Origin of the sequence: Streptomyces spororaveus (assembly GCF_016755875.1) — a bacterium.
GTDB lineage: Bacteria > Actinomycetota > Actinomycetes > Streptomycetales > Streptomycetaceae > Streptomyces > Streptomyces spororaveus.
In genome coordinates this window covers 50,616-66,303 of the sequence record NZ_BNED01000005.1, presented here as the reverse complement: position 1 = coordinate 66,303, position 15,688 = coordinate 50,616, and the positions used below count along the sequence as shown (strand labels likewise).

Sequence of the window (15,688 nt, the reverse complement as noted above, 5' to 3'; positions counted from 1 at the left end):
TCAGCCCTCCACGCGCAGGGCGGAGTTGGGGCAGCTTTCGACGCAGGCGCGGGCGGCGTCCTCGGTGCCGGGCGGGACGACGACGGCGATGATGTTCGCGTAGCCCCATTCGTCGAGTTCGACCAGGTCGGGTGCCGGTTCCTGGCACAGGCCGTAGCCCTGGCAGCGGGTGGAGTCGAGCAGGAGTTTCATGGCGTTCCTTTCAGCGCGGGCACGGGGGCGGCGGTGGGCGGGGAGGAGACCTCCGGCACGGCCACGGTGAGGCGGCGCCGGCCGTGCGCGGGCACGGCGTCCGCGCAGGCCGGGCACGGCGCGGCGAGATGGGAGCGGACCCGTTCGGGGAAGGAGCGCAGCAGGCTGCCCGCGATCCCCGCGGCGGCGTCGAGGAGTCCGCAGGCGCCGCGCCCGGTCAGGCCCCGCGACCAGCGGAGCAGGCTGTCCGCGGTGTCCGGGCCGGCGGTGCCGGCGGCGAGGCCGTACAGGGCCTTGCCGACGGCCGCGGTGCCGGACACGCAGACCCCGCACTGCCGGGCGCTCTCGGCCGCGAGATGCGCGGCCGCATCGGCGGCAGTGGTCACGGGGCAGCTGCCGGGGGCGAGGAAGCGGATGGCCCCGCACCCCAGGGCGGTGCCGGCGGCGGTGAGCGCGCCGGGGTCGAGGGGGAGATCCAGGGCAGGGGCGTCGACGAGGCCGCCGAACAGCCCGCCCATCAGCGCGCCGGCCGGGTCGGGGTTCCCGTACCGCGCCGCGAGGGTGCGCAGCGTGATGCCGTACGGGACCTCGGTGAGCACGGGCGCGGCCGGGCCGCCGGACAGCGTCACCAGAGTGTGGCGGGCGATGGCGCGCCGCAGGTCGGGGTGGGTGGCGGTGAGCGCGATCCGGGCGAGCGTCTCGACGTTGGACACCAGGGTCGGCGCGCCGCCCACGCCCCGCTCGAACGGGCGGGGCGGCTTGGCGGTGGGCAGCGCCGGGCCGCCGTCGATCCGGCGGACGACCGCCGTCTCCTCACCGGCGACGTAGGTGTGGCCGGTCTCGACGACCGCGACGGGCAGGGGCGGCGGGTGCTCGGCGAGGGCCCGGCGCACGCTCTCGGCCGCGACCGGGTCCGAGAGGTAGACGAAGCCGCGCACGGCTCCGGTGACGGCGGCGGCACGGGCGAGGCCGTCGAGGACCAGGTGCGGCCGGGCCCGCAGCAGCCAGCGGTCCTTGGCCGAGCCCGGTTCGCCCTCCTCGCCGTTGGCCACGACGACGGGGGAGCCGCCGGAGTGGCGCACGGAGCGCAGTTTGACGGCGGCCGGGAAGGCGGCCCCGCCGCGGCCGCGCAGCCCGGAGGCGTCGAGATGGGCGAGCAGGTCCTGCGGGCCGGTGGCGTCACCGTAGCCGCCCGCGGCGCGGTAGGCGTCGGCGCTTTCGGCGAGGTGCGGGGCCGCCCCGAGGACGCTGCCTGGCGGCCGCGCCGTCGGGAGTCGGATCGTGGTCATCGGCCGACTCCTGTCGTGGTGTGGGTGCGCAGGGTCCGTACGGCGCTCTCCAGCGCGGTGCGGTCCCGGGCGGTGCGGCCGTATCCCGGTCCGGGGAGGCCGATGAGCATGTGGTGGTGGTCGAGGACGACCTCGCCGGCGAGCAGGGCGGCGGCCGGGTCGCCCGTCCGGGACCCGGCGGCCACGCCGGTCACCAGGTCGGTGACCTCGGCGAGGTAGCGGAGCCAGCTGTGCCGGCTGCCGCGCAGGATCAGGCGTTCCACGCGGCGCCGCTCGGCGGCCGCCAGGGCCTGCGGTGGCGGACCCGGGGGCGCACCGCGGGACGAGGCGCGCAGGGCGGCGACCGCTGCGGGGAGTTCTCGCTCCGGTTCGGGGGTGAGCCCGAGCCAGTCCAGACGCCGACGACCGCTCATGCGTGCCTCCGGGGGATGGGATACCGCCGCCGGCCCTGCGCCCGGCGGGAGCCGGGGGCGCGGCGGGGGATCGGAGGGGATCGGGGGTGCGGGCCCGGACCGGCCGGGCGGGCCGCACGGCTGCGTCCGCCGCCTCCGCCCTGGTGAGCAGGGCGAATGCGGGAGCAGGGCCGGTGCGGCGACAGGAAAGCACGTTTGCTGACCGATCGGTCAGGCAAGAATCACGCTAGCTGACCGATCGGTCAGTGAACAAGTCTTGACCCGGTGGAAATGAGCCAGCAATCTGGCTGTCCAATCGGTCAGCCTGGTTCCGGCTTCCCCGCCCCGACCGCCTGTCCGCCGATGGACCGCCTTGCCTCCGCTCTGCCTTGTCCCACCCCCGCCCCGCCTCGTCTTGCCTCGCCATCGAACGCCGCTACCGATCGCCGCACGCCGGCACGGAGGAGTTACCGATGCATTCAAGAGCTCCCGAATCCCCGACAGGCCGCACCGGTCGATCCGACGCCGTGGATCGGTCCGACGCCGCCCTTCGGTCCGAGCGGACCGGGCCGCCGGGCCCCGCCGCAGCCCCCAAGGCCCCGGCTCCCGGGCCGCTCACCCCCGAGCCCCCCGCTCGCGGGCCCGACCGCGAGCCTGCCGCCCCCGACGTGCCCGGGCCCGCCCTCCCCGCCCGCTACTACACCGACCCCGAGACCGCCGCCGCGGAGACCCGGCACGTCTTCGCCCGGTCCTGGCAGCTCGTGTGCCACGAGTCCGACCTGCCGAACCCGGGCGCGCGGCTCGCAGCCACCGTCGCCGACCGCGAGGTCCTCGTGGTCCGCACCGAGGACGGCGGCCTCGCCGCCCACCTCAACGTCTGCCGCCACCGCGGGACCCGCCTGGTCACCGCCCCGGAACCCGACGGCAAGGCGATCCGCTGCCCGTACCACGGCTGGACGTACCGCCTCGACGGGAGCCTGGTCGGCGCCCCGGAGGCCCGCCAGATCCCCTGCCTCGACAAACCGAAGCTCGGCCTCTTCCCGGCCCGGGTCGAGTCGTTCCTCGGCTTCGTCTTCGTCAACCTCGACCCCGGCGCCGAACCGCTGGCCAAGAGCTGCGCGGGCCTCGCCGAGGCGGTCGGCCACTACGCCGGAGCCGACCTGGTGCCCATCGGCCGCGCCCGGATCCACGACCTGGCCGCCGCCGAGGTGCAGCAGGCCAACTGGAAGGTGGCGGTCGACAACTACCTGGAGGGCTACCACGTCCCCGTCGCCCACCCCGGTCTGATGCGGCTGCTCGACTACCAGGGCTACACCTGCGAGATCGAGGAGTCCTACGCGCTCTTCGCCTCCCCGCTGCGCGACAAGCCGTCCTCGAACTGGGCCGAGCGCCTCTACCAGCGCATCGCCGCCCCCATGCCGGGCCTCGGCGAGGCCGACCGCCGGATCTGGCGGTACGCGGTCATCTACCCGAACACCCTGATCGACTTCTACCCCGACCACGTACTGGCCTGGACCGCGATCCCCACGGCCGTGGACCGCGTGGCCGTCCCCGGCGCGTTCTACACCCGCCGCGGCACCAGCCTGCGCACCCGCCTCGCGCGGCGCCTGAACATCCACATCGGCTGGATCACCAACGACGAGGACGCCGAACTGGTCGCCCGCGTGCAGAAGGGGCTCTCCACCCCCGGCTTCGAGCCCGGACCGCTGTCGCGGCGCGAGTCGGCGGTCGGCTGGTTCGCCGGCCGCATCCGAGCGGACCTCGACACCCCCTAGAGGGCCGCGCCCAGGCCCGAACCCCCCGTCCGCGCCCCCACCCGCACCACCGCACGTGCGCGACGCAGCGCCCCGCCACCCCCACGCCGCGCCCGCCGCATGACCGAGCCCCCACGTACCGCTCGTTCCCGCCGTCCCCCTGCGGCCCCTACGGAGAGGACCCCATGTCCCCCGAGGCACTCCTTCCGACCAGACGCTCGTTCCTCCGCGCCGGCACCGCCGCGGCCCTCGCCCTCACCGCCTCCGGCTGCGGATTCGCCACCGCCGACGACCCGGCGGACCGGGCGACCGCGCAAGCACCCATCGACGTCAAGGTCGACGGCGACCTCGTCTACTTCAACTGGGCGGACTTCGTCGACCCCACCGTCTTCGAAGGCTTCCAGAAGGAGTACGGCGTCAAGGTCGTCCAGTCGAACTACGACTCCATGGAGGGCATGGCCGCCAAACTCAACGCCGGCAACCGCTACGACATCATCTTCCCCACCGCGAAATGGGCCGAGCGCCTCGCCACCGGCGGCAGGCTGCGTACGATCGACCACTCCAAGCTGCGGGGCGCCGAGGCCGTGTTCGGCGGCTACGGCTACTTCGCCGACCCCTGGTACGACCGCCGCTCCGCGCACACCGTCCCGTTCACCATGTACAAGACGGGCATCGGCTGGCGCCGGGACCGGCTCGGCGACCTGACCGGCTCCTGGGAAGACCTGTGGAACGAGAAGGCCAGGGGCAAGGTCTTCGTCCTCGACGACCGTGACGAGGTGCTCGGCCTGGGCGCGCTCAAGCTCGGCCTGGACCTGACCACCGGCGACCAAGGCGACCTCGCCCGCGTCACCGACACCCTGCGCTCGCTCCGCCCCCGCCTGCGCGGCTTCTCCAGCGACAGCTACAACAACCTCCTCAACGGCAACGCCGACATGACCCAGGCGTGGAGCGGCGACATGGCCGCCATGCTCGCCCAGGCCGAGGACCCGTCCGTATTCGGCTTCGAGGTCGCCCGCGAGGGCGCCCCCGTCAACTCCGACTGCTACGCGATACCCGCCAACGCGCAGCACCCCGGCACCGCGATGCTCTTCATCGACTACATGCTCCGCCCGGAGAACGTGAAGAAGAACATCGAGTACATCGGCTACCCGATGCCGGTCCGTGGCACGGAGGACACCTACGCCGCACTCGTCGAGCCGTTCCCCCAGTGCCTGGTGACCGCCGACGACCTGGCGGCCGACCTCTTCTTCCGCAACGGCGACGCGGGCACCGAACGGGCCCGCGACGCCGCCTGGACCGACGTGAAGGCCGGCTGACATGGCGACACGCAGCGACCGCACCGGGACCGCGGTCCGGACGCCCCGGGACCCGGCCGCGCCGAAGGCACCACCCGGGGACCGGACCGGGCCCGGAGCCCCTCCGCGCACCCGCACCCGCACCCGGACGAGGCAGCCACGCCTGTGGACCTGGCTCCTGCTCCCCGGCACCCTCTGGATGACCGGCTTCCTCGTCGCCTCCCTCCTCCTCGTGGCCACCCTGGCGCTCGGCACCACCGACCCCCTCGGCAACCCGCGCTTCGGACTCAACTTCGCCAACCTCACCGCACTGGCCGACCCCGCCTACAGCACCGTCCTGCTGCGCTCCCTCGGCTACGCGCTGATCACCTGCCTCATCAGCCTCGCCATCGCCTACCCGGTCGCCTACGCCATCGCCCTGCGCGGCGGCCGCTTCAAGAACCTGCTGATCGCCGCGATCGTCGTCCCGTTCTTCGCGAACTACCTGGTCAGGATGTACGGCTGGTCCGTCGTCCTCTCCGACGACGGCCCGCTGCTGCGGGCCCTGCGCGCGATCGGCCTCGCCGACGACAGCACCAAGATCCTCCAGACCGGCGTGGGAGTGATCGCCGGACTCGTCTACGGCTTCGTCGTCTTCATGATCATCCCGCTGTACGCGGCGATGGAGCGCATGGACACCTCGCTCATCGAGGCCGGCCGCGACCTCTACGGCGGCCCCCTGCGCACCTTCCTCTTCGTCACCGTCCCCGCCACCCGGCAGGGAGCGGCCGCCGGCTGCGTCCTCGTCTTCCTGCCCGCCATGGGCGACTTCGTCAGCGCCCAGCTCATGGGAGGCCCCGACCAGATCATGATCGGCAACCTGATCCAGGACAAGTTCTTCCAGGGGCAGAACTGGCCCCTCGGCTCGGCCCTCACCATGCTGCTGATGGCGGTCCTGTTCCTCGGGATGCTCGGCTATCTGCGACGCACCCGCAAGGACGAGGCGGAGGCCGCCCGATGAGCACACAGCCGCGTCCGAGCACGCCGCGGGCCCCGAGCCCGCAGCAGGCCCCGAGCCCGCAGGAGGCCCCGAGCGGGCGGAAGGACGGGAGCCCCCGGCAGGGGCCGCGCACGCAGCGGCGCCGCCGGCGCGGGGCCGAGCGCCGCCCCCGCTTCGCCATCGCGGTCACCGCCCTCTTCTTCCTGCTCCTCTACCTCCCCGTCGGCGTCGTCGTCCTGTTCTCCTTCAACGCCCAGAAGTCCCTCACCGTCCTCGACGGCGTCAGCATGCGCTGGTACACGGCCCTCCTCCACGACGACGTACTCCTCGACTCGCTCGGCATGAGCCTGCGGGTGTCCCTCGTCGCCATGGCCGGCTCGCTCGTCCTCGGCGTGGCCCTGGCCCTGGGCCTCGTACGCAGCCGCAGCCGCCTCGGCTCCTTCGCCGGCCTGATCATGCTCGTCCCGCTGATCACCCCGGAGATCGTCACGGGCGTCGCGGCGATGCTCCTCTTCAAGGGCCTCGGCATCACCCTCTCCACCACCACCGTGATGCTCGCCGAGATCACCTTCTCCATCTCCTACGTGACGGTCATCCTCCGCTCCCGCATCGCCGCCCTGAACCCGGAGGTCGAAGAGGCCGCCATGGACCTCGGCGCCACCCGCGGGCAGGCACTGCGCCTGGTGACCCTCCCCGCGCTGCTGCCCAGCATCCTCGCGTCCGCGGTGCTGATCTTCGCCCTCGTCTTCGACGACTTCGTCCTCGCCTACTTCACCACCGGCGTGGACCCGCAACCCCTGTCCGTGCGCATCTACTCGGCGATCCGGTTCGGCGTGCAGCCCACCATCAACGCCGTCGGCACCCTGATGCTGGCCGGCTCCATCGGCCTCATCGTCCTCGCACTCGCCATCCCGCGCCTGTTCGGGCGCCGAGGCGGCCTCGACCTGCTCTCCGGGAAGTGACACCCATGCCCACGACACCCGAGCACCCGACCCACCCGACCCGGACCCCCGAGACCCGGACCCCCATGACCCCGACGCCCATCCACCCGACCCCCGCCGTCCGGCTCGACCACGTCAGCAAGCAGTACCCCGCCGCGGGTGACGCCTACGCCGTACGCGACGTCGCACTCGACATCGCGGCAGGCGAGTTCTTCTCCCTCCTCGGCCCCTCCGGCTGCGGCAAGACCAGCCTCCTGCGCATGATCGGCGGGTTCTCCGACCCCACCACGGGCAGCGTCCTCCTCGACGGCCAGGATGTCACCGGCCTGCCGCCCAACAAGCGCGACGTCAACACCGTCTTCCAGAGCTACGCCCTCTTCGACCACCTCTCGCTCGCCGACAACGTGGCCTTCGGCCTCAAGCGCAAGGGCGTCGGCCGCGCCGAGATCCGCGAACGGGTCTCCGACATGCTCGACCTCGTCCAGCTCGGCCACCTGGCGGGCCGCAAGCCGCCCACCCTCTCCGGTGGCCAGAAACAGCGCGTCGCCCTCGCCCGCGCCCTCGTCAACCGGCCGCAAGTCCTGCTCCTCGACGAACCGCTGGCCGCACTCGACCTCAAACTGCGCCGCCGCATGCAGGTCGAGCTCAAGCAGATCCAGCGCGAGGTCGGCATCACCTTCGTCTTCGTCACCCACGACCAGGACGAGGCACTGACCATGTCGGACCGCCTCGCCGTCATGAACGAGGGCCGCGTCGAGCAGTGCGGAACACCCGAGGACGTGTACGAGCGCCCCACGAGCAGCTTCACCGCCTCCTTCATGGGCACCTCCAACCTCGTCCCCGGCACCTACCGCTCCGGCCGGGTCGTCCTCGACGACGGCCCCGAACTGCCCGTCGGCCCGAGGCCGTCCGTCCCCGAGGGCAGCAGGGTCAACCTGTCGATCCGCCCCGAGAAGATCTGGCTGTCCGACCTGGAGCCGGACATGGCCCGCGCCGCCGGGGTCGTCCGCGAGACCGTCTATTGCGGCCCGACGACGACCTACCTCATCGAACTGGCCCCCGGCGTCACGGTGTCCGTGCTGGAGCAGAACACCGTCCGCTCGCGCATGGAGGACCGCTGGAGCGGCGGCGAGCGCGTCGAGATCGGCTGGAAGCCCGAACACTGCCTCGTCCTGGACTGAAGCCGCGCCCCGGCTCCGCCACGGCTCCGCCCGACCCGACCCGACCCGACCCGCCGCGACCCGGTCCCGCCCCGACCTCGCCCGACCGAAGGAACACCCCATGAACCACGACGTCATCGTGCTCGGCGCCGGCCTGGCCGGTCTCGCCGCGGCACGCGACCTCGCCGCCGGCGGAGCCGACGTCCTCGTCGTCGAGGCCCGGGACCGGGTCGGCGGACGCGTCGAACAGACCGAACTCCCCGACGGCCGGCTGGTCCAGCTCGGCGGAGAGGTCGTCGGCCGCGCCCACACCGCCTACCTGACCCTCGTCGCGGAACTCGGCCTCACCCTGGTCCCCAGCTACGTCGCCGAGCCCGGCGCCCTGACCCGCGCCACGCCCGAAGGGGTCGGGGAGGGCGATCCGCCCCACTGGTTCGGCCCCGGCGACGACGCCTGCCACCAGAAGGTCACCGCCGCCTTCTGCGCACTCGCCCGGTCCGTCGACCCGGGAGACCCCTGGTCCCACCCCGACGCCACGGACCTCGACCGTTCCTCCGTCGGGGACTGGCTGCGCGCCCATGGCGCCACCCCGGCCGTCGTCCGCCTCTGGGAGATCGGCCAACTCGCCCTCGCCGACGGTTCGTACGAGCGTACGTCCCTGCTCGCCGCCCTGCGCAAGCACGCCGCCGTCCCCGGCCCCGACGCCTACGACTACGAGGCCTGGGAGGGCCTGCGGGTCGCCGAGGGCTCCGCCACGGTCGCCCTGCGCATGGCCGCCGCCCTCGGCGGACGCATCCGTACCGGAGCGCCCGTCGAAGCCGTCACGGTCCGCCGGCCCGGACACTGCTCCGTACGGCTGGCCGGCGGCGAGACCCTCACCGCCGGCGCCCTCGTCAGCGCCCTGCCCGTCGGCCCGCTCCGCCAGGTCAGCGTCACCGGCGTGTCCGACGGAAGACTCGCCTCCCTGCACCGCCAGCGCCAGGCCCTCGCCGCCAAGTTCGTCGCCGCCTACGACCGGCCCTTCTGGCGCGACCTCGGTCGCAACGGCCTCTCCGAATGCGAAGGGGTCCTCGGCAGCACCTGGCCACAGAACGAGGGCATCCTCTCCGCCCTCGTACCGCCCGAGAGGCTCGGCGTCCTGCTCGGCGCACCCGCCCCGCTGCGCACGCGCGAACTCCTCGCCGACATCGCCCGCCTCTACGGCGACGAGGCGTACCGGCCGCTCGCCACGTACGTCCGGACGTGGGGCACCGACCCGTGGACCCAGGGGTACGTCACCCAGTGGACCCCCGGCGACGTCATGGCCGTCGGCCCCCTCCACGGCACCCACGAACCACCCTTCTACGTCTGCGGATCGGACCAGTGGGTGGCCGGCTACATGGAAGGCGCCGTACGCACCGGACGCGACGCCGCCGAGGAGGCGCTGCGCCGTGGCTGACCCCGTGCTCAACCACCTGGCGGGCGTGGACCGGCCCGCCGCCTCGGGCGAGACGATGGAGCTGGTCGACCCCGCCACCGGCCGGGTGCGCGGTCACGCCCCGCTCTCCGGCCGGGCCGACACGGACGCCGCCTGCGCGGCCGCCGCTGCCGCGTACGCCCACTGGTCCACGACGACACCGGCCGTACGCCAGCGCGCCCTGCTCGGCATCGCCGACGCCGTCGAGGAGCACGCCGAGGCCTTCGTGGCCGCCGAGACCGGTGACACCGGCAAGCCGCCCCGCCAGTTCAGGGCCGAGGAGCTGCCCGCGATCGTCGACACCCTCCGCTTCTTCGCCGGAGCCGCGCGGAACCTGCCCGGCCTCGCCGCGGCCGAGTACACCGAAGGCCGCACCTCCGTACTGCGGCGCGAACCGGTCGGGGTCTGCGCCCAGATCACCCCGTGGAACTACCCGCTGATGATGGCGGTGTGGAAGATCGCCCCGGCCGTCGCCGCCGGGAACACGGCCGTGCTCAAGCCCGCGGACACCACCCCCTCGTCCACCGCGCTGCTGGCCCGCGTCGCGGCCGAGCACCTGCCGCCGGGCGTGGTCAACGTGGTCTGCGGCGACCGGGACACCGGCCGCGCGCTCACCGCCCACCCCGACGTCGCGCTCGTCGCGGTCACCGGCAGCGTGCGCGCCGGCCGGGAGATCGCCGCCGCCGCGGCCGCCGACCTCAAACGGGTCCACCTGGAACTCGGCGGCAACGCCCCGGTGCTCGTCCACGACGACGTGGACGTGCAGGCGACCGCCGCGGCCCTCGCCGCGGTCGCCTACTACAACGCGGGCCAGGACTGCACCGCGCCCACCCGGCTGCTGGTCCACCACCGGGTGCACGACGCGTTCCTCGCGGCCTTCGCGGCCGAGGCGGGCAAACTGCGCACCGGCGCCCCGGACGAGGCGGACGCCGACTTCGGCCCGCTGAACAACGCGGCCCAGCTGGCCTCGGTACGGTCCCTGCTCGACCGGCTGCCCCGGCGCGCCGAGATCGTCACCGGCGGCGCACGGCTCCCGCGGCCCGGCTTCTTCCACGAGCCGACCGTCGTGGCGGGCGTGAGCCAGGACGACGAGATCGTGCAGGAGGAGATCTTCGGACCCGTCGTGACCGTGCAGTCCTTCGCCGACGAGGCGGAGGCCCTGTACCTGGCCAACGACGTCCGCCACGGGCTCGCGGCCAGCGTGTGGACGACGGACCACGACCGTGCGATGCGCGCGACCCGGGCCCTGCACACCGGGATCGTCTGGGTGAACACCCACGGCACCACCGTCTCCGAGATGCCCCACGGCGGGGTCAAGCACTCGGGCTACGGCAGTGACCTGTCGATGGCGGGCCTCCTGGACTACACGCAGGTCAAGCACGTCATGCTGTGACCGCGTCGAGCCCCTCCGTGCCCGCCTGGCCCTCCGTGCCCTCGGTGCCCCCGGCCCCGTGCCCGCACCCTGACAAGATCAGCCGTTCAGGGAGGCCATCAGTTCCGGTGCGTAGCGGTCGCCCGAGGCCACGCCGTGCGGCGCCACGGCGTCGATGGCGGCCAGGTCCGCGGGCGTGATCGTCACGGCGGTGGCGGCGACGTTCTCCTCCAGGTAACGGCGTCGCTTCGTGCCCGGGATGGGGACGGCGCCCTGGTGGAGGGTCCAGGCGAGGGCGAGCTGCGAGGGGGTGACGCCCTTGTCGGCGGCGAGCCGGCGCACCTGGTCCACGACGGCCAGGTTGCGGTCGAAGTTCTCGCCCTGGAAGCGGGGGTCGGTGCGGCGGAAGTCGTCGGCGGCGAAGTCGTCCGGGCTGGTGATGGCCCCGGAGAGGAAGCCGCGGCCGAGGGGGGAGTAGGCGACGAGACCGATGCCGAGTTCACGGAGGGTGTCGAGGACGCCGTCGTGTTCGATACCGCGTTCGAAGAGGCTGTACTCGGTCTGTACGGCGGCCAGCGGGTGCACGGCGTGGGCGCGGGCGATCGTGGTGGGGGAGACCTCGCACAGTCCGATGTGGCGGACCTTGCCGGCCTCGACCAGCTCGGCCAGGGCGCCCATGCTCTCCTCGATCGGCACGTTCGGGTCGACGCGGTGCAGGTAGTAGAGGTCGATGTGGTCCGTGCCCAGGTGGCGCAGGGAGCGGTCGGCCGAGCGGCGGATGTACTCGGGGCTCGCGTTGTGGCCGACGAAGGCGCCTTCGTCGGTGAACTCGACGCCGGTCTTCGTGGCGACCACGGCCGCTTCGCGACGGCCGGACAGGGCCTTTCCGAGGAGCTGCTCGTTGCGGAAGGGGCCGTAGCCCTCGGCGGTGTCGAGGAGGGTGACGCCCAGCTCCAGGGCTCGGTCGATGGTGGCGAGGGACTCGGTCTCGTCGGTGGCGCCGTAGTGCGCGCTCATGCCCATCAGGCCGAGGCCCTCGGCGCCGACCTTCAGCCCCTGGCCGCCCAGTGCGCGGATCTCCATGGTGTGCTCCTCACAGGAAAGTAACTAACCGGATAGATAGAGTCTGCGACGCGTCGGCTCCGTTTGTCAATAACTGGATAGTTACTTGCTAGGCTGCGGTCCATGGCACGGGATTCCAACGCGACCAAGGCGCGCCTGCTCGACGCGGCCTTCACCGAGTTCGCGACGTACGGCATCGCGGGCGCGCGCGTCGACCGCATCGCCGAGACGGCGCAGGCGAACAAGCGGCTCATCTACGTCTACTACGGCAACAAGGAACAGCTCTTCGACGCCGTGCTCCAGCGCGCCCTCGAGACCGGCTCCGAGTCCGTCCCGTTCGACGTCGACGACCTGCCCGGCTATGCGGGGGCGGTCTTCGACCACCTCGTCGAGCGGCCGGCGCTGATGCGCCTCGTGCTGTGGAAGCAACTGGAGCGCCCGGGGTCCACGGACGCGGAGTCCTCGTCCTACGACGGCAAGATCGCGGCGGTCCGGCGGGCGCAGGAAGCGGGCCGGATCGACGCCGCGGTGCCCGCGGCCGATGTGCTGACCCTGGTCATGGGCCTGTCGCAGGCCTGGTTCGGGGCGGTCGGCGGCCCGGCCGCCGGCGCGGCAGGCACCGACTGGGCCGCCGAGCGGCTCGCCGAGCACCGCGCGGCGGTCGTGGAATCCGTCCGCCGGATCACCGCACCGCCCCCGGCCGACAGGACCTGAGGGCGCCCGGGGGCGCCTGTGTCCCGGAATGCCCTTGACCTCAAGCGCGGTTGAGGGTTGATGATCGCGTCCATGAACACCGAACAAGCAACCACGACCGCCTCCCTCGAAGCGATCGCGCAGGTCGTCGCCACAGTGGAACGTACGCAACGGGCCAAGGACGCCGAGGGGTTCCTGGCGCTCTTCCATCCGCAGGCCCTGTGGACCACCGGCCACGGGAAGGTCCTCATCGGGTTCGAGGCGATAGCGGAGTTCACGCGGACGGTGCTGCCGACGGCCGACTGGGACGGGGAGGTCACCTACGAGGTGGTCCACGCCCAGTTCCTGCGTCCGGATGTCGCGGCGGTGAAGGTACGCCAGCTCTACCGCTCGCCGGACGGCGACACCGAGGGCGCACCGCTCTACGTGATGACGCGCGAGCCGGACGGCCGCTGGCTGCTGACGGCCTGCCAGAACACCCCGGTGGCGGCCGACCCGGCCTGAAGCACACGCAGATGACGGCGGTGCAGGTCCGGCAGCGGCGGTGACCGGGTGCGAACCCCCCGCCGGCTGCCGGACCTCCGGCGGACCCGATCAGGAGCGGGCGAGGAACGTCCGCAGGACCGCGCCGAGTTCGGCCGGCGCGTCCAGCGCGATGAGGTGGGCCGCGGCGGGGAACTCGACCAGGGTGGCGCCGGGGATCCCGGTGGCGTACCGGCGGGCGATGTCCTGGAAGTCGGCGACGTCGAGCAGGCCGATCCCGACGAGCGTGGGAACCGCGATCGCGGCGATGTCCGCTGCCGCGCCGCCCAGGGAGTGCTCCCCGACGGTGTCCTGGTTCACCAGCGACGTCCGTACCGGGGCCCGGAGTTGCTCGGCCAGCCCCGGGGCCACGTCCTCCCAGCCGCGGCCGGGCCCGCGCAGCCACATGTCCAGGTTCACGCCGACCGCGGTGTCCAGGTCACCCGCGGCCAGGGCGGCCGTCTCGGCCTCGTCGTACGCGACCATGTCCGCCGACCAGTCGTAGCCGGGCCACGGCGGGGCGAGCAGGGTCAGGGACCGCACCCGGCCGGGGTGGGCGAGAGTGAAGTCGACGGCCACCCGGCCGCCCCAGGACGCGCCGATGAGCCGGACGCTTTCGTGACCGAGGTGGTCCAGGAGCCGGCCCAGGTCATCGGTCTCCCGGAACGGCCCGGCCGGAGGCGCGGACTCGCCGAAGCCGCGCAGGTCGTACCGGATGACGGTGTGCCGCTCCGCGAGGGCGGGCACGACCGCGTCCCACATGGTGTGGTCGGCGACTCCGGCATGCACGAGCACGACGGGTGAGCCCTCGCCGGTGACGGTGTAGGAAAGGTGGCCGAGATCGTCGGCAAGAATGAGCATCCGCAGATAGTCGCAGGTCAACACGGGTCAGGACCACCCCATTGGTGCCCCGGGCGGCCGCGCGACCGGACTCGTGCGCTCACCCCGCCGGCAACGTGGGCCGGGACCGTAATTCCATGGACGACCCCGTCGGTGATCAAGTATCGTCCGGTATCGGATCACGTCCCACCAGACGATCAAAAGGAGGCGAGTGCCGTGCAGTTCACCATCATCCAGCGCTCCCTCCCCGTCAGCCCGGTGTGGTTCGTCTGATCCGAGACCGGGAGCGCTCCACGCAGTAACCGTCCCGGAGGATTCCATGACCGATCTGGTCATCCGCGCGCTCGACGAGAGCGACGCCCACCTGTTCGACGCACACCCGGACCCGCTGAACGCCCGCGCCGCCCACGAGCGCACCACACACCGCCCCGACTGGAAGCGGGTGGCCCTGCGCGACGGCACGGTCGTCGCCCGCGGCGCCTGGTGGGGCGGCGCCGACGACAAGGAACCCGTCAACGTTAACTGGTTCGACGTCGCCGAGGGCGAAGAGGAGGCGGGAGCCGAACTCCTGCGCTCCGCACCCTGGCAGGTCGAGCTCGAAATCAACCTCCCCGGCGACTGGCGGGACCACCCCGACCTGACCGCCGCCACCGAGGCGCGCTTCGCCGCCGCCAGGGCGGCCGGCTACGAGCTGCTGGTGGAACGCTTCCTCTACCGCTGGACCCCGGAGCGCGGGCTCCCCGAACGGCCCGGCCGCCTCGTCTTCGGCGCCGAACCCGACGACGCGGTCTTCTTCGACGCCCTGCGCCGCATCCACTCGGCCACCCTGGACGCCCACGCGCTGAAGGCCATAGCGGAGGGCGGACTCGACCAGGCCGCCCAGGAGGAGCTCGACTTCTTCCACTGGTGCCCTTCCCCGAGGGAGTGGTGGCAGGTCGCCCGTACACCTGAGGGCGATCTGGCCGGCATCCACATCCCGGCGCACAACCCCTCCGGGCCGACCATCGGCTTCATCGGCGTCCTGCCGGAACACCGCGGCCGCGGCTACGCGTACGACCTGCTCGCCGAGTGCACCCACTTCCTGGTGGAGCACGGCGCCGAGGCCGTCACCGGAGCCACGGACCGGGGCAACTTCCCCATGGCCGCGAACTTCGCCAAGGCCGGATTCCCCGTGGTGCGCGAGCGCGTCAACTTCCACCCCGCCGCGGCCCCGGCCGCGTAGGCGAGGCGGCCCCGGTCCTCGCCCCGCGCCGACCCCGTTCGGGTCGCGGGGCGAGGACCCGGCGCGCGGCCGACCGCCTGCCCTGGGGCCGCTCCGTACACTGACGGCCATGGCATGCCGCATCAGTGAGCTGGTCGTCGACGCCGCCGACCCCGACCGCCTCGCCGCTTTCTGGAGCGAGGTCCTCGGCTCCGTCGAAATCGGCCGGGAGGCCGACGTAAGCATCGAGATCGGGCCGCCCGACGCCGGTTTCGGCGGCCCGCAGCCCACCCTCGTCCTCAGTGCCGGCGGCGGCCCGCGGACCGGGAAGCTCCGCCTGCACATCGACGTCAATCCCACCGACCGCGACCAGGACGCCGAGCTGGCGCGGCTCCTGGCCCTCGGCGCCCGGCCCGCCGACGTCGGCCAGACCGGCACCGAGACCTGGCACGTCCTCACCGACCCGGAAGGCAACGAATTCTGCCTCCTGCGCAGAAGGCTCCCGCCCCTCTGACCGTGCGCGTGGGACGGCCCGCCCCG

The 15,688-nt window shown here is 73.1% G+C and carries 16 protein-coding genes; 11 read left to right on the top strand and 5 right to left on the bottom strand.

From position 1 onward, the window contains the following. The 3 genes from Sspor_RS02900 to Sspor_RS02890 are packed head-to-tail and all read right to left on the bottom strand — an operon-like array spanning position 1 to position 1,894. Complete coding sequence (locus tag Sspor_RS02900) at positions 1 to 192, bottom strand: ferredoxin (RefSeq protein WP_202197594.1); 192 nt, start codon at positions 190 to 192, stop codon at positions 1 to 3. Then, positions 189 to 1,481 carry an NADH-ubiquinone oxidoreductase-F iron-sulfur binding region domain-containing protein gene (locus Sspor_RS02895; protein WP_202197593.1) on the bottom strand — a complete coding sequence of 431 codons (1,293 nt, stop codon included), beginning with the start codon at positions 1,479 to 1,481 and terminating at the stop codon, positions 189 to 191. Before Sspor_RS02895 ends, Sspor_RS02900 begins: the two co-directional genes overlap by 4 nt. Continuing rightward, on the bottom strand, positions 1,478 to 1,894 hold the full coding sequence (locus Sspor_RS02890) for a hypothetical protein (protein WP_202197592.1): 417 nt from the start codon (positions 1,892 to 1,894) through the stop codon (positions 1,478 to 1,480). The genes Sspor_RS02895 and Sspor_RS02890 overlap by 4 nt, the downstream gene beginning before the upstream one ends. 506 nt (positions 1,895 to 2,400) lie before the next feature. Between Sspor_RS02890 and Sspor_RS02885 the strand changes: the two genes are divergently transcribed. From Sspor_RS02885 to Sspor_RS02855, 7 genes are all read left to right on the top strand, one after another. Further along, on the top strand, positions 2,401 to 3,648 hold the full coding sequence (locus Sspor_RS02885; protein WP_237403629.1) for an aromatic ring-hydroxylating oxygenase subunit alpha: 1,248 nt from the start codon (positions 2,401 to 2,403) through the stop codon (positions 3,646 to 3,648). A 164-nt stretch (positions 3,649 to 3,812) separates the two neighbouring features. After that, positions 3,813 to 4,943 (top strand): polyamine ABC transporter substrate-binding protein, encoded by a 1,131-nt coding sequence (locus Sspor_RS02880; RefSeq protein ID WP_202197591.1) that lies wholly within the window; start codon positions 3,813 to 3,815, stop codon positions 4,941 to 4,943. A 1-nt stretch (position 4,944) separates the two neighbouring features. Further along, positions 4,945 to 5,922, top strand: a complete 978-nt coding sequence (locus Sspor_RS02875; protein WP_202197590.1) for an ABC transporter permease — start codon at positions 4,945 to 4,947, stop codon at positions 5,920 to 5,922. Continuing rightward, complete coding sequence (locus tag Sspor_RS02870) at positions 5,919 to 6,863, top strand: ABC transporter permease (protein ID WP_202197589.1); 945 nt, start codon at positions 5,919 to 5,921, stop codon at positions 6,861 to 6,863. Before Sspor_RS02875 ends, Sspor_RS02870 begins: the two co-directional genes overlap by 4 nt. Positions 6,864 to 6,928: 65 nt before the next feature. Continuing rightward, positions 6,929 to 8,023, top strand: a complete 1,095-nt coding sequence (locus tag Sspor_RS02865; protein WP_202203447.1) for an ABC transporter ATP-binding protein — start codon at positions 6,929 to 6,931, stop codon at positions 8,021 to 8,023. A gap of 100 nt (positions 8,024 to 8,123) precedes the next feature. Next, entirely contained in the window at positions 8,124 to 9,440 is a 1,317-nt protein-coding gene (locus Sspor_RS02860) for a flavin monoamine oxidase family protein (protein WP_202197588.1), read from the top strand. Next, on the top strand, positions 9,433 to 10,851 hold the full coding sequence (locus Sspor_RS02855; RefSeq protein WP_266819380.1) for an aminobutyraldehyde dehydrogenase: 1,419 nt from the start codon (positions 9,433 to 9,435) through the stop codon (positions 10,849 to 10,851). Before Sspor_RS02860 ends, Sspor_RS02855 begins: the two co-directional genes overlap by 8 nt. A gap of 78 nt (positions 10,852 to 10,929) precedes the next feature. On the opposite strand, the gene Sspor_RS02850 is transcribed toward Sspor_RS02855, so the two are convergent. Next, a complete protein-coding gene (locus tag Sspor_RS02850; RefSeq protein WP_202197587.1) occupies positions 10,930 to 11,913 on the bottom strand; it encodes an aldo/keto reductase in 984 nt (327 codons plus the stop codon). A 102-nt stretch (positions 11,914 to 12,015) separates the two neighbouring features. Here Sspor_RS02850 and Sspor_RS02845 point away from each other — a divergent pair, with 102 nt between their 5' ends. After that, entirely contained in the window at positions 12,016 to 12,606 is a 591-nt protein-coding gene (locus tag Sspor_RS02845; RefSeq protein WP_202197586.1) for a TetR/AcrR family transcriptional regulator, read from the top strand. Between the two features lie 72 nt (positions 12,607 to 12,678). Then, entirely contained in the window at positions 12,679 to 13,089 is a 411-nt protein-coding gene (locus Sspor_RS02840) for an SgcJ/EcaC family oxidoreductase (RefSeq protein ID WP_202197585.1), read from the top strand. 90 nt (positions 13,090 to 13,179) lie between these two features. On the opposite strand, the gene Sspor_RS02835 is transcribed toward Sspor_RS02840, so the two are convergent. Further along, a complete protein-coding gene (locus Sspor_RS02835) occupies positions 13,180 to 13,968 on the bottom strand; it encodes an alpha/beta fold hydrolase (RefSeq protein WP_202197584.1) in 789 nt (262 codons plus the stop codon). Positions 13,969 to 14,266: 298 nt separating this feature from the next. Between Sspor_RS02835 and Sspor_RS02830 the strand changes: the two genes are divergently transcribed. Together Sspor_RS02830 and Sspor_RS02825 are read left to right on the top strand one after the other, a co-directional pair. After that, positions 14,267 to 15,169, top strand: coding sequence for a GNAT family N-acetyltransferase (locus Sspor_RS02830; RefSeq protein WP_202197583.1), 903 nt, complete (start codon positions 14,267 to 14,269; stop codon positions 15,167 to 15,169). A gap of 109 nt (positions 15,170 to 15,278) precedes the next feature. Continuing rightward, positions 15,279 to 15,662, top strand: a complete 384-nt coding sequence (locus Sspor_RS02825; RefSeq protein ID WP_202197582.1) for a VOC family protein — start codon at positions 15,279 to 15,281, stop codon at positions 15,660 to 15,662. Positions 15,663 to 15,688 lie beyond the last annotated feature (26 nt).